General features: G+C 60.3%; 16 protein-coding genes. 13 read left to right on the forward strand and 3 right to left on the reverse strand.

Features of this window, described 5'->3' with window-relative positions; all coding sequences use genetic code 11:
• Nucleotides 1-7: 7 nt before the first annotated feature.
• The 3 genes from H7B90_RS01820 to H7B90_RS01830 all read left to right on the forward strand — a co-directional run bounded on the left by H7B90_RS01820 (nt 8) and on the right by H7B90_RS01830 (nt 3485).
• Nucleotides 8-724, forward strand: a complete 717-nt coding sequence (locus tag H7B90_RS01820) for a response regulator transcription factor (RefSeq protein WP_185134161.1) — start codon at nt 8-10, stop codon at nt 722-724.
• Nucleotides 725-728: 4 nt separating this feature from the next.
• A complete protein-coding gene (locus H7B90_RS01825) occupies nt 729-2150 on the forward strand; it encodes a HAMP domain-containing sensor histidine kinase (RefSeq protein ID WP_185134162.1) in 1422 nt (473 codons plus the stop codon).
• Nucleotides 2151-2246: 96 nt separating this feature from the next.
• On the forward strand, nt 2247-3485 hold the full coding sequence (locus H7B90_RS01830) for an MFS transporter (protein ID WP_311772668.1): 1239 nt from the start codon (nt 2247-2249) through the stop codon (nt 3483-3485).
• A gap of 63 nt (nt 3486-3548) precedes the next feature.
• On the opposite strand, the gene serA is transcribed toward H7B90_RS01830, so the two are convergent.
• Entirely contained in the window at nt 3549-5141 is a 1593-nt protein-coding gene (serA, locus tag H7B90_RS01835) for a phosphoglycerate dehydrogenase (RefSeq protein WP_185134163.1), read from the reverse strand.
• A gap of 217 nt (nt 5142-5358) precedes the next feature.
• Complete coding sequence (locus tag H7B90_RS01840) at nt 5359-6279, reverse strand: hypothetical protein (RefSeq protein WP_185134164.1); 921 nt, start codon at nt 6277-6279, stop codon at nt 5359-5361.
• A 94-nt stretch (nt 6280-6373) separates the two neighbouring features.
• Here H7B90_RS01840 and H7B90_RS01845 point away from each other — a divergent pair, with 94 nt between their 5' ends.
• Both H7B90_RS01845 and H7B90_RS01850 read left to right on the forward strand, forming a co-directional pair.
• A complete protein-coding gene (locus H7B90_RS01845; RefSeq protein WP_185134165.1) occupies nt 6374-6973 on the forward strand; it encodes a type II CAAX endopeptidase family protein in 600 nt (199 codons plus the stop codon).
• On the forward strand, nt 6970-7266 hold the full coding sequence (locus H7B90_RS01850; RefSeq protein ID WP_185134166.1) for a hypothetical protein: 297 nt from the start codon (nt 6970-6972) through the stop codon (nt 7264-7266). The genes H7B90_RS01845 and H7B90_RS01850 overlap by 4 nt, the downstream gene beginning before the upstream one ends.
• A gap of 35 nt (nt 7267-7301) precedes the next feature.
• Here H7B90_RS01850 and H7B90_RS01855 read toward each other — a convergent pair whose 3' ends face one another.
• Nucleotides 7302-7934 (reverse strand): polysaccharide deacetylase family protein, encoded by a 633-nt coding sequence (locus H7B90_RS01855; protein WP_306421751.1) that lies wholly within the window; start codon nt 7932-7934, stop codon nt 7302-7304.
• On the opposite strand from H7B90_RS01855, the gene H7B90_RS33310 reads away from it, so the two are divergent.
• The 8 genes from H7B90_RS33310 to H7B90_RS01890 all read left to right on the forward strand — a co-directional run bounded on the left by H7B90_RS33310 (nt 7927) and on the right by H7B90_RS01890 (nt 13160).
• On the forward strand, nt 7927-8232 hold the full coding sequence (locus H7B90_RS33310) for a hypothetical protein (protein ID WP_306421750.1): 306 nt from the start codon (nt 7927-7929) through the stop codon (nt 8230-8232). The genes H7B90_RS01855 and H7B90_RS33310 overlap by 8 nt on opposite strands.
• Before the next feature lie 184 nt (nt 8233-8416).
• Complete coding sequence (locus tag H7B90_RS01860; RefSeq protein WP_185134168.1) at nt 8417-8761, forward strand: hypothetical protein; 345 nt, start codon at nt 8417-8419, stop codon at nt 8759-8761.
• 215 nt (nt 8762-8976) lie between these two features.
• Nucleotides 8977-9579: a genetic competence negative regulator gene (locus H7B90_RS01865; RefSeq protein ID WP_185134169.1), complete on the forward strand. Its 603-nt coding sequence runs from the start codon at nt 8977-8979 to the stop codon at nt 9577-9579.
• Between the two features lie 219 nt (nt 9580-9798).
• Nucleotides 9799-10494: a glutamic-type intramembrane protease PrsW gene (gene prsW, locus H7B90_RS01870; RefSeq protein ID WP_185134170.1), complete on the forward strand. Its 696-nt coding sequence runs from the start codon at nt 9799-9801 to the stop codon at nt 10492-10494.
• A gap of 73 nt (nt 10495-10567) precedes the next feature.
• A complete protein-coding gene (locus tag H7B90_RS01875) occupies nt 10568-10726 on the forward strand; it encodes a hypothetical protein (RefSeq protein ID WP_185134171.1) in 159 nt (52 codons plus the stop codon).
• 69 nt (nt 10727-10795) lie between these two features.
• On the forward strand, nt 10796-12160 hold the full coding sequence (ypeB, locus tag H7B90_RS01880) for a germination protein YpeB (protein ID WP_185134172.1): 1365 nt from the start codon (nt 10796-10798) through the stop codon (nt 12158-12160).
• A 149-nt stretch (nt 12161-12309) separates the two neighbouring features.
• Nucleotides 12310-12966, forward strand: a complete 657-nt coding sequence (locus tag H7B90_RS01885; protein WP_185134173.1) for a flagellar brake protein — start codon at nt 12310-12312, stop codon at nt 12964-12966.
• A gap of 5 nt (nt 12967-12971) precedes the next feature.
• Nucleotides 12972-13160, forward strand: coding sequence for a hypothetical protein (locus tag H7B90_RS01890; protein WP_185134174.1), 189 nt, complete (start codon nt 12972-12974; stop codon nt 13158-13160).
• Nucleotides 13161-13310: the final 150 nt, after the last annotated feature.

Below are 13310 nucleotides of genomic sequence, written 5' to 3' on the forward strand. Positions count from 1 at the left end.
GGTCGAAATGAACGAAGTGGGCAACCGGATCTTGGTCGTCGACGACGAGGAGCGAATCCGTCGTCTGCTCCGCATGTATCTGGAGAAGGAAGGCTACGTCATCGAGGAAGCGGAAGACGGGGAGACCGCGCTGCGCAAGGCGCTGCAGACCGACTTCGACCTGATCGTCCTCGACCTGATGCTGCCGGGAATGGACGGCATCGAGGTGTGCACGCGCCTTCGCCAGAGCAAGGCGACTCCCGTCGTCATGCTCACCGCCAAGGGCGAAGAGGTCAACCGCGTGCAGGGCTTCGAGGTCGGCGCGGACGATTACGTCGTCAAGCCGTTCAGCCCGCGCGAGGTCATCTTCCGGATCAAGGCGATCCTTCGCCGTTCGTCGGCGACCGCCTTCCTGTCCAAGGACCTGGCGACGAGCAACAATATCGTGTTCCCGCATCTGGTCATCGAGCACGACGCGCACCGCGTGACGGCCGGGGGCCAGGAGGTCAATCTGACGCCGAAGGAATACGAGCTGCTGCACTATCTGGCGAGCTCCCCCGACAAGGTGTTCTCGCGCGAAGACTTGCTGAAGGACGTCTGGAACTACGACTTCTTCGGCGATCTCCGCACGGTGGACACCCACGTCAAGCGGCTCCGGGAGAAGCTGAACCGGGTGTCCGTCGAGGCGGCGTCGATGATCACGACCGTCTGGGGCGTCGGCTACAAGCTCGAGGTGGCGAAGTAAGCGTATGGCGATCTGGAGAAGCGTAGTCGGCAAGCTGTGGCTGACGATCATCGGACTCGTCGCCGTCGTCATCTCGACCATCGGGCTCTTCTTGCTCAATTACATCGATCTGACGTTCGTCGATGCGGGCAAGATCAAGCATCTATTCGTTTATTCGGGGGCTGTCGGCTTTTTGCTGACAACCTTTTTCGCTTTTTTCCTGCTGACCAAGATCACGCAGCCGCTCCGCGAGATGAAGGAAGCGGCGGACCAGATCGCGCAGGGCGATTACACGGCGCGCGTCGCCATCCGCTCGTCGGACGAGATCGGCGAGCTGGCGAACACGTTCAACGCAATGGGATCGGAGATCGACACGCTCATCCGCGCCTTGGAGCATGAACGCGACCATCTGAGCAGCGTCCTGCGGAGCATGACGGACGCGGTCATCTCGTTCAACAAGGAAGGCGGCGTCATTCTGACCAACCCTCAGGGCAAGAACCTGCTCGAGGAGTGGAATTCGGTCGACTGGAGCGACTCGGACGCCGAGCGCAGGGGCGAAGTGCCGGGACCGCTGCTCGACACGTACCGGACCGTGATCCGCAGCGGAAGGGAATGGACGAACAAGATTCACGTGCAGAGCGAGGTGTACTCCGTCGTCATGACTCCGCTCGTGTCGTCGGACGGCATCCGGGGGGCGGTCGCGGTGCTGCGGGACGTCACCGAGGAATTCCGCGTGGAGAAGCTGCGTAAAGATTTCGTAGCGAACGTGTCGCACGAGATCCGGACGCCGCTGTCGATGGTGCAGGGATACAGCGAGGCGCTTATGGACGATATCGCGGCGTCGCCGGAAGAGCGCAAGGAGCTCGTGCAGGTCATTCACGACGAATCGCTGCGGATGGGCCGTCTCGTCCGAGATCTGCTCGATCTGGCCCGCATGGAGGCCGGCCACCTGGAGATGAACTACCAGGAGCTCGACGTGAACGCGCTGCTCGGCCGGGTATTCCGGAAGTTCTCCGCCCTGACGAAGGAGAGAGGCATCTCGCTGACCAAGTCGGAGGACCGGGACGATCTCGTTCTCGCGGCGGCGGACGGCGACCGTCTGGAGCAGGTCTTGACGAATCTGCTGGACAACGCCATCCGCCACACGCCGGCGGGAGCTTCTATCCGGATGACCGCGGAGAGAATCGGCGGCTCGCGGGGAGACGAGATCAGGCTGACGGTGGAGGACGAGGGCCAGGGCATACCGCAAGAAGATTTGCCGTACATCTTCGAGAGGTTCTACAAGGCCGACAAGGCGCGCAAGCGCGACCACAGCGGGGGAACGGGGCTGGGGCTCGCGATCGTCAAGAACCTGGTGGAGGCGCACGGGGGCAAAATCTCGGCCGCCAGCGAAGCGGGAAGCGGAACGAAGTTCACGATTTTGCTTCCCGTGAACGGCAGACGCTGATATCGAATAGAAGACGAATCGATTATCGCAGAGGAACATCGGGATCGACGCCCTCGGCCCAAGGCCGAGGGCTAACGCGATGAGGGGGAACGCCGCGTGAACTGGGGTAATCGCTTACATCGAACGGCCGAACGTTTGACGGGGGCTCTCGGCTTGAGCCGGGAAGCGTGCGTGTCGCTGTTCATTCACGGATGCTTCCAATTCGGGGCGTCCATGTCGGGGTTGTTCCTGAACTTATACTTATGGCGCTTGACCGGGGATTTATGGATTAACGGGGTATTCAATATCATCGTCTACGCAATGACTCCGATCGCGTTCGCTCTGGGAGGGTGGATCGCGAAGAGGATGGACCGAATGGTGACGTACCGGGTCGGCATCGTTCTGATCGCGGCCTTTTATTTGGTCGTTATTTTCGCCCGGGACAGCGTCGCGGATTATTACCCGTTGTTCGCCACCTGCAACGGGCTCGCGCTCGGCCTCTATTGGATAGGCTACCTCGTGCTCATGTACGACGTGACCGATGCGAGAAGCCGAGGGAGGTACCTCGGCGTCAACATGATCGTGTTCAACTCGGCCGGGCTCGCCGGGCCGGCTCTGGCGGGCTACTTGATCGGCCTGTTCAAGGGGCTGCAAGGCTATATCGTCATGTTCGGCGTCGCCTGCTTCATGTTCCTGGTATCCGCGGTATCCAGCACGCAGATCAAGAGGAAGAGCTCGCATCACCGGACGTATTATTTGAAGTTCGCGACGCCGATCATGAGACGCAACCGCATCTGGCTGCTCTCCTTGATCAGCTTCCTGATGCTCGGCGTGTTCCAAGGCATTATGCTGTTCCTGCCGAACATTCTGCTGTATCAGACGGTCGGCAGCGAGAGATGGGTCGGCCTGCTGACGGTGTTCTTCTCGCTGCTCACGATCTCGATGGGCTTCCTTATCTCCAGACGGAGGGGAGAACGCTCCGTTCGCAGGGACGTACTCGTATCCGTCTTGCTGATCACCGCCGCGGCTTGCGCGCTGCTCGTCGAGATCCGGCTGTGGTCGGTGCTCGTCTTCATGATCGCGTTCTCGTTCCTGAATCCGCTTACCGTCAACTCGCTGACCTTCTATTATTACCGACTGATGGACGATCTCCCGTTAAAAGGGCAATTCCGCATCGAGTCCGTGGTCGTTCGGGAGCTGTTCCTGAACGTGGGGCGCGTCATCTCGATCTTCACCCTCATCCGCTTCGCCGAGAACCCGGAGGCTTCTTCGCTTCCGGTCGTGCTCGTCGCGACGTCGGCGCTGCAATTCGTCATCGTCGGGCTGCTTCGCAAGTCGGAGCGGCTGCCTGCCTAGACGAAGCAAAAAGAACCGGCCGTCGGCCGGTTCTTCGTGTTCCATGACGCGATTCCGTCAAGATTATACCAATTGGATCTCCTTGGCGCTGACGAGATCCGTCAGGGCGGCCACTTGGGACAGCACTTCCTTCGGAACCGCCTTGTCGACGCCGAGGACCATGATCGCCGCTCCGCCGGCGAGCTTCCGGCCGACCTGCATCGTGGCGATGTTGACGTCGTTCGAGCCGAGGCACGTGCCGACGCGGCCGATGATGCCCGGCTTGTCGTGGTGGGAGATCAGCAGGATGTGGCCTTCCGGCGAGACGTCCACCGGATATTGGTCGATCTGCGTGATGCGTTCGCCGAACCCGTTGAGCAGGGCGCCAGCGACGGTGCGCTCCTCCTTGCCGGTGCGCAGCGTGACGGAGACGAGGTTCGTGAAGCCCTTGCTCGCCTGGGACTTGTTGACGACGATATTGACCCCGCGAGTCTTCGCCAGGTGCATCGCGTTAACGGCGTTGACTTGATCCGAACCGAGGTGGTGGGACAGGACGCCTTGCACCACGTAGCGGGTCAGCGGCTGCGTGTCGACGTCCGCAAGCTCGCCGGAGTAGCCGACGACGATCTCCTTGACCGCTCCTTCGGCGGATTGCGCCGCGAAGCTGCCCAGCTTCCGTCCGAGCGTGAAGTACGGCTCCAGCTTGGACAGGACGTCGGCCGGGACCGGAGGCATGTTCACCGCGTTCTTGTAAGGCTCTCCGCGCAGAATGTGCAGGAGCTGCTCCGAGACGTCGATCGCTACGTTCTCCTGCGCTTCGACGGTCGAGGCGCCGAGGTGAGGGGTGACGATGATCTTCGGATGCTTCAGGAACGGATGGTCCGGCTTCGGCGGCTCTTCCTCGAATACGTCGAACGCGGCTCCGGCGACGATGCCGGCGTCGATCGCTTCGACGAGAGCCTGCTCGTCGATGATGCCGCCGCGAGCGCAGTTCACGATGCGCACGCCCTTCTTGATCCGGGAGAACTGCTCCTTGCCGATCATGTGGCGGGTCTCCGGCGTGAGCGGGGTATGCACGGTGATGAAGTCGGCTTCGCGCACGACGTCGTCGACGGAGGCGAGGCGGACGCCGAGCTTCTCCGCGCGCTCTTCCGTCAGGAACGGGTCGTAGCCGAGCACCGTCATGCCGAACGCCTTGGCGCGGGCGGCCACTTCGCTGCCGATCCGGCCCATGCCGAGCACGCCCAGAACCTTGTTGCGCAGCTCGACGCCGACGAACGACTTGCGGTCCCATTCGCCGCCGACGGTCTTCAGGTAAGCTTGCGGAATGTGGCGGGCGAGCGCCATCATCATCGCGAAGGTATGCTCGCAAGTCGTGATCGTGTTGCCGTCCGGAGCGTTGATGACGACGATCCCGCGCTTGGTGGCAGCTTCCAGATCGATGTTGTCGACGCCGACGCCGGCGCGTCCGATCACCTTCAGCTGCTTGCCGGCGGTCATGATGCGATCGGTGACGCGGGTCTGGCTGCGTACGAGAAGGGCGTCGTATTCGCCGATGATCGCGACGAGCTCGTCTTCGGACAGCCCCGTTTTCTTGTCGATGGAGATGTCGGACGCCTCCACCAGAAGAGAGATGCCCAGATCGCTGATCGGGTCCGATACCAACACTTTAAACATGCAAGATCCCCCTAAACTTCATAAGTATAGAAAACACCCTCAGCCTCCCCGTGTCCGCCGTCAGGCGAACGAACGGTGCGATGAGGGTGATGACGCCGAAAGATCGTCCTGTCTGATCCTGCGCTTCAATAACCTTTACTATTTTATAGCAAGGGGACAGGCAAATCAATGGTCAAAAAGCGACAATACGTCGCCGGATCCGACGGATTCGCCTCTTTTACTTGTCCGGCGAGAAAAAGGGAAGCTGCGGAAGCAGCTGCTTCGCGTAGAAGCGATTCTTCAAGCTGAGGAAATCCCCGCTTCGGACCGCGTCCGTCCGGGTGAGCAGCTCGGCGATGGAGCCCATCGTCTTCAGCTTCATCTTCTCGGCTTGGCCGGAGGCGATGAAGCTGTCGATTCGAGCGGTCAGGTCGTGCGGCAGGAAGTCGCTCATCAGCGATTGCTCCTGCAGGTAGCGGGCCGTCAGCTCGTTCTTCGCCACGAGAGGGAGAATCTTCCACTGCGTCAAGCCGATCGTCGTCTTGTAATCGGAATCGAACGGAATGTCCATGTCGACGGAGGAGGCCCACTTGACCATCGAATCGTAATAGCTCCGCTGGGCCGACAGGCCGTTCTTCAAGCCTTCCTTGTAGTAGGCGTCCCCCCGAATCTTGTTCAAGGCGATGCCGGCCGTGCCCTCGTTCGCCGACGCGACGTTCTCCGAGAACGCGGAGGCGTACAGCTTCAAGCTCTTCAGGTATTGGTCCTGCGCTTCCTTCAGAAGCGGAGAGACGGGATTCGTATAGGCCACTTTGACCGATGCGTATTTGCCCGTCGCGGCCTTGGCCAGCTCCTTCAGAGAAGAGGAGCGGTCGATCGAATCGTCGGCGAGCCACTTCTGCTGGGCGGCCTGCCAATCGGACATGAATTCACGATAAGGCAAAAATACGGTATGATAGAAGGATACGAGGTCTTGCAGCTGGTATGCGACGGCCGCGGCGGGAGAGGCGGATTCCGTCGGGGCGTCCTTCTCCTGCCTGGCTTCGGCCTGGGACGTTCCGACTTTGACTCCGTAGAAGAAGGCTCCTACCGCAACGATGAGCATGAAGAGAAAACCAAGAGCGAACATGAGATCAATGCGAGTTAGACGTTTTTCCATCATAGACTCCTCTTTACGGTCGATTTGTTAGGTCTAGTATAGTGAATAATGGAACATCTCAACAATATTAAAGTGATCGAAGCGCAGGGGGAACATGAGAAAATTCGACATTCGCAAGCTCAGGTTGCGCAAGCTGACGCTGGAAGACATGAACGACCGCCTGCTGCTCGTCAATCTGTATTTCACGCAGCTTATTACATTCATTATCGGTTTATTGTGGGTGATTTTACAGGGGAGAAACCCCATTTCTTTGTTCGAAATGCCCGATAGCCCCGGTTTTCTCGGATATGCCGTCGGATTGGCCGCGCTGGTCGTCTTGTTCGACCTCGCGATCTCCCGGTGGGTGCCGGAAGAGGCGATGGAGGACGGCGGAGTGAACGAGAGGATCTTCAAGACGCGGCCGATCTGGCACATCGCCCTCATCTGCCTCGTCGTCAGCGTCTGCGAGGAGCTTCTCTTCCGGGGCGCGATCCAGCACGCCATCGGCCCCTATTGGACGAGCATCGTGTTCGCCGCCATCCACGTGCGCTACTTGCGGCACTGGATTCCGACCGGCCTGGTGTTCGCCATCAGCTACGCGTTCGGCTGGATCTATATTTGGACCGATACGATCTGGGCGCCGGTCGTCGCCCATTTCCTGTTCGATCTCGTCATGGGACTCATTATCCGTTTACGGAGGGAATCGCAAGCATGAAAGAGGAAGACCGTTCCTCGGTGTGGGATCGCTTCATGGAAGCGAAGCGGCACGCGTTCGAGGAACCGGAAGGAGAGGACGCGGAGCCGGACGCTCCGCGGACGCTGGAGGAGCTGGAAGCGGCCATCGCCAAGGCGGCGGAGTCGTCCGGCATTCCGGAGACGGGGATGCCCCCGCGGGCATCCGTCCATCCTTCGAGCCGCCGGAATTGGAGCCGTTGGTTTTACCGCGCGCTGGTCGTTCTGTTCGCGGCGCTGGTATCCGGCCTGTTCTGGTGGGGCAATCAGCAATAGTCTTCGGGCTCCGGCGTACCGGGCGAACGCGGCCTTCAGCTCCCGGCGTCGACGAGAGCCGGGTCGACGAAGGAATAGCCTCTTTTCTCGAGCTCGGTCAAGAGGGGATCCAGCGCTTCGCCCGTCCACGGAAGCTCGTGCATCAGAATATTGCTTCCGGAGTGAAGCTGGCCGGTTACGTTCTTCACGATGGCCGACGTCTTGTCTTTGATCTTCGTCCCGCTCATCTCCCAATCGAGAGAGCCGTTGGACCACGTCATATACAGCAGGCCGTACTCCTTGGCGATCGCGCGGGCGTCCGCGTTGCCGGACGCGTGGGGCGGCCGGAAGAAGGCCGGCGTCTTGCCCGTCGTCTCCTTGACGATGTCCTGCACGTCGCCGATCTGCTTGCGGATCGTCTCGGCCTTCTCCCGGCCGAGCTTGATATGGTCCCAGGAGTGGTTGCCGATCGTCTGGCCGCGGGCGTCGATCTCCTTCAGCAGTTCGGGATGCTCCTTGACGCGGTAGCCGTTGACGAAGAAGATCGCTTTGGCATGGTGCTTGTCCAGCGCGTCGAGAATCGGCTTCAGCGTCTCTTCGGACTTCGGGCCGTCGTCGAAGGTCAGCAGAACGACCTTGGAAGGCGTCTTCTCCTTGTCGATCGGCACGATGTCGTAGTTCTTGTTCATCTTATACGTCTTCTCCGGCGCCTCGTTCTCGGAGGACGGGGACGACCCGGACGGCGATGCCGGCGGGGCTGCCGATGCGGGAGCCGCGGAAGCGGACTCCGCCGGAGAGCCGGAGGCTTGGCCGGAGGGCGGCGCAGCCTTGGCCGATGCGGAAGCGGAAGCGGAAGGAGCGGAGCCTCCGGAGGAGGCTGACGGCTCGAATCCGCCGCAAGCGGGCAAGGCGGCCAAGGACAGGAGCAAGACGGGTACGGCGGCGGCAGAAGCCAAGCGGTTCATGGAAGCAAGCTCCTTCTCGTAGGGGGAATTGGGGCTTGGGCGAGCCGTGTCGTCGCCCGAGCACCTCCGATTTTAGCATATCCCCTTCGTCGCGGCACTGGGGACTCTTCCTTATTTTGAGGGGGAATGAGCCGTCGGAACCGAGCCACACTAGACATTGTCGGACCCGGAAGACGGGGGCCTGAAGGCTACAGGAGGTGCACGGAATGAAGATCGGAACATTCGTATTGGGCGGATTGGCCGGAGCCGCGCTGGTCATGGTCATGCAAAGGAACGGCCGCTTGTCCGCCATGGCGGGAAGCGTCGGCCAGCAGATGCGGAGCCGGATGGGCGGCATGAAGGAAGACGCGATCGGGAAGATGCTGAACATGCGGTTCGGCGGAAGCCGAAGCTCTTCGGGCGGTGACGCCTCCGCGTCCCGCAGGAACAACGCTTCGGACGCCGCGAAGAGCGGCGGTCTGGACGAGATCGCCCATCTGGCCTCGCAGGACTCCGAAGTCCAGCAGCAGGTGAACGAGATTCTCGACCAGAACGGGCAGCACCGAATTTGACGGCGAGCCGCGGCGGACGCCGCATGATGGCCGGACGGCGCTTGGAATGCTCCCCGAGGGGCAACCAGGCGCCGTTTTTTTGCTTTTCGTGGGTTTTCCCTAGTGCATTTCATAGGAAGAAGTGATAACATGTTGTCAAAGCAGAAATCAATCACACATTATATGCCGCGTCATACGCTGTTATCACCCATCGTGCGCAGAAGGAGGATCCTGTCATGAGGATGGAGCGGCTTAGCCAGGACAAGATTAGGATTTTCCTTACTTTTGACGATTTGTCGGAACGCGGGATCCAGAAGGAAGACATGTGGCGGGAGATTCCCAAAGTCCACGAATTGTTCAGCGAAATGATGGACCAAGCTTACAACGAGCTCGGGTTCGACGCTTCGGGCCCGCTGGCGGTCGAAGTGTTCGCGATGCCCGCCCAGGGGATGGTCGTCATCGTCACGCGAGGGAAGCTGGACCGGGATGTCGAATCGTCGTCCGAGGAAGAGCTCGAGGAAGAAGTTTACGAGATGGAAGTTACGCTCGAGCAGAGCGAAGCCATTATATATCGTTTCCGGGACATCGAAGACGCCATCGGGGCCGCCAAGACGCTGAATCATCACTTGACGGAAGAAGGACGCATGTACCGCTACCAGAATCAGTGGGTTCTCTGCTTCGATCCCGCCGGTCTCGAGACCGCGGGGTACAACGCGCTGATCGCGGTGCTCGCCGAATACGGCGAAGCGACGTCCGTCACTCCCGCCGTTCTGGAGGAGTACGGGCAGCTGGTCATCGCCTCCAACGCCGTCAAGGTGCTCGCCGAGCATTTCGCTTGATCGCCGGAAGGATTATCGCATGAACGAACGCGTTCTCTTGTCTGTGGGGTTGGCCGATACCGGTTTAATAAGAAGCGGACATTTTGCGCTGAACGGACGACGTTTACCGCGGAATGTTCGCTTTTTGTTCATGGAAGAATCGAGGAACTTGCTTCCAACCGGGTGTCCTTCGCCGCCGAAGGATGTATAATGGGTTCAGGAAAGGAGGGAGAACGCTAGGTGCTTCTCTTCTCGATGCTGGCCGCGGCCATCGCGCCGGGGATCGCGCTGCTCGCTTACTTCTATTGGAAAGACCGCTACGACGCGGAGCCGCTCCCCATCGTCATCAAGCTGTTCTTGACCGGGGCGTTGACCGTGCTGCCCGTCATGATCGTCCAGAGAGCTCTCCTCTTGTGGCTCGGGGAATCGCCGTTCGCGTTCTCCTTCATCGTCTCGGAGGGCGTCGAGGAATTCATCAAGTGGTTCGTGCTGTTCCACATCATATACAATCATACCGAATTCGACGAGCCGTACGACGGCATCGTCTACGCGACGGCGGTGTCGCTCGGGTTCGCCACGCTGGAGAACGTGCTGTACGCCTTCACCGAGCCGGTCACCTTTGGCATGCTGCTCGTCCGGGCGCTGCTTCCCGTGTCGGGCCACGCGCTGTTCGGCGTGTTCATGGGCTATTCCATGGGACGGGCCAAGTTCTCGTCCGGGAAGCAGATCAAGCTTCATCTGGTCCTCTCTCTGCTGCTGCCGGTGGCCGCCCACGGCCTCTTCGACTTCATCATGAAGACCGTGCCGTCCCGTTGGCTGTGGATCATGGTGCCGTTCATGTTTATCCTGTGGCTGCGGGGCATCCGGAGCGTCAACCGGGCCAACTCGGTCTCCCCCTTTCGCTTGATCAAGCGGGAGGAAGAGGTTAAATCGTAGCGAACCCGTCCATACTTCCGAATATAGACGACAAGGCGGAGTCCGTCTCCGCGCGTACATGGGAGGGTAAGCGATGTCGGCGCCTCGGGTGAAGGTGACGATCCGGTGCAACCGCTGCGGCGAGAAGTTCGTGCTGCGAGGCCGCAGGGAGCGGGGAAGAGTCGATACCGGGTTCAAGATGTGCCTGTGCAGCAACGCGGAAGATTTCGATATCGAAGAAGAACGGGCGTGAATAAAGTCGGCCTCGAATTCCCACAATAACGCCGAACGGCAGTCTGGGAATGAAAGGGGTCGGCTTTTCATGTATAAGCGTCTGAGCGCGGTGCTGTTTCCGATCGCAACGTTGCTGTTTGTCGGGTCCATTCTATGGGGCTATCAGGAGCATCAGGAGAAGAACGCGATTCTGATCAAGGCGGAGAACCAGTACCAGCGGGCATTCCACGATCTGACGAATCATATGGGCCGTCTGCAGGACGAGCTGGGGCAGACGCTCGCCGTCTCGTCGGTATCGCACGGAATGCAACGCAAGGGCCTCGTCAAAGTATGGAGACTGACGGGCGAAGCGCAGAACGAGATCAACCAATTGCCTCTCGCCATGCTTCCATTCAACAAGGCCGGGGACTTCCTGTCGCGGATCGCGGACTTCGCCTACAACACGTCCGTGCGGGATCTGACCAAGGAGCCTCTCTCTCAGGACGAGCTCAAGACGATGAAGTCGCTGTACGCCAAGGCGACGGACATCAATCGGGATCTGGGGAAAATCCAGAACGCGGTGCTGTCCGATCATCTGCGGTGGATGGACGTCGAAGTGGCGATGGCGGGCAAGGACGAGCCTCACAACAATACGATCATCGACGGATTCAAAGCCGTGGACAAGAAAATCTCCTCTTATCCGGAGAACGATTGGGGTCCGTCGGCGATGTCGACCAAGCGCCGCCGTTCGGTGCACGTGCTGTCCGGCCGCGACGCGACTCCCGACGAGATCGGAAGGGCGGCGCTCGCCTTCATCGGCACGACGGTCCACTCCGGTACGGGGCATAACGTGCACGTATCCGAGAACGGCAAGAACACGGACATGCCGGGCTACACGGCCACGGTCGCGGGAGCGAACGGGGAGAACATCCAGCTCAACTACACCCGCAAGGGCGGACAGCTTCTCTGGTACATGAACGCCCGCGACGTGAAGGCGCGCAAGCTCGACTTCGCCGAGGCGAAGAACAAGGCGACCCAATTCCTCGTCCGACACGGGTACAAGGACATGACGCCCGTCACTTACGACGAGTACGACCACGTGGCCGTCTTCACTTACGTCGCGCTGAAGGACAACGTCCGGATCTATCCGGACAAGGTGACGGTGCGCGTCGCGCTCGACAACGGGGAAGCGGTCGGCCTGCAGGCGTCCGACCACGTGTTCGCTCCCAAGACGCCCGCGGCCGGCAGCCCCAAGATCGCGAAGGAGAAGGCCCAGAAGGCGCTCCATCCCGAATTCAAGGTGCAGAATTACAGCTTGGCCGTCATCGAGAACGAGCAGAACAAGCCCGTCTTGTGCCATGAATTCACCGGAGGGGTGAACGGCGGCAAGTACCGGATTTACATCAACGCCGACACGGGGCTGGAAGAGACGGTCGAGAAGATTCCGGAGACGGCGAGGGCATTGTTGAAATAACTCGAAAAAAGTCGGCTGCCCGACGCGCCATTCGAGCGGAGGGCGGCTATTTTTTTCGAAGCGGAGGAGTGTTCTGGGCCTTGCGTCATGGTATAATCGGGAAGTACGGCGGATACGTGCCGAATATGCCGCCTCTTGGAGGGTTCAGGGTGCTTCCCAAAGTTAACCAGACGATGTTTATTCAAGCTTCTCAGGACGCGGGACAAGAGCACGCGGCAACGCTTCGTTCGCGCGTCGCGGACATGAACGCGACTTCCCTATACCTCGAGATCCCGCTGGACGAGAAGTCCGGAAGGTACCATCGGGCCCGGGCCGGCGAGGAATTTCGGGTTACATACTATACGGCCGAAGGCGTCAAGCATCAATTCTCGACGACGGTGACCGGCTTCCGCAAGGAAGAAGCGATGTCGCTGATCGAAGTCCGCAAGCCGGCCGCCGAGGAGATCGCGCGCGAGCAGAGAAGAAGCTTCCTGCGGGTGGAGGCGCAGCTCGAGATCGCCGTCCGCATCGGGGACAAGCTTCGCTTCGTCGCCTTGACGGAGGACGTCGGCGGGGGAGGAGTCTCGTTCCGCTGCGAGAGGAAGTGGCCGATCAACCCGGGGCTGAAGCTGATGTGCTGGCTGCTCATACCGTACCGCTCGGGCAGCATCGAGCACGCGCAATTCGCGGCCGAGGTCGTTCGGGTGAAGGAAGCCGAGCCGAATCATTATATCGTCATGATGAAGTTCGACGACATCTCCGACGTCGATCAGCAGAAGGTCATCCGGTATTGCTTCGAACGACAACTCGATTTTCGCAAGGACTGATGAACATGAACGATCGCGATCGGAACAGGCGGGCGGCCGAATGGTTCGCCGCCGCCGAGAGCTGGATCCGGAAGGGGATCGCCGTTCTCGCGGCGCTGCTCGTTCTGGCGCAGCTGGCGCTGCACTATCCTGCGGCGAGGTCGCTGCTGACCCCGGCCGTCCACGGAGAAGGAACCCGCTACCGTTCGGAATGACGGAACGAAGCCGGTTCCGCTTTTTTGCATCTGCGGGTGGGGTGTGGTATAATTTGCTCATTCGCATGCAGGCATAGCTTGCCTGCGTTTTCTTTAAACGGTTCGGAGAGCAGCAGATCCCCGCCGATTCTTGTCTGAATCGTCAACGCG

Source organism: Cohnella xylanilytica (assembly GCF_014212175.1).
In the GTDB taxonomy this organism is placed as follows: Bacteria; Bacillota; Bacilli; order Paenibacillales; family Paenibacillaceae; genus Cohnella; species Cohnella xylanilytica.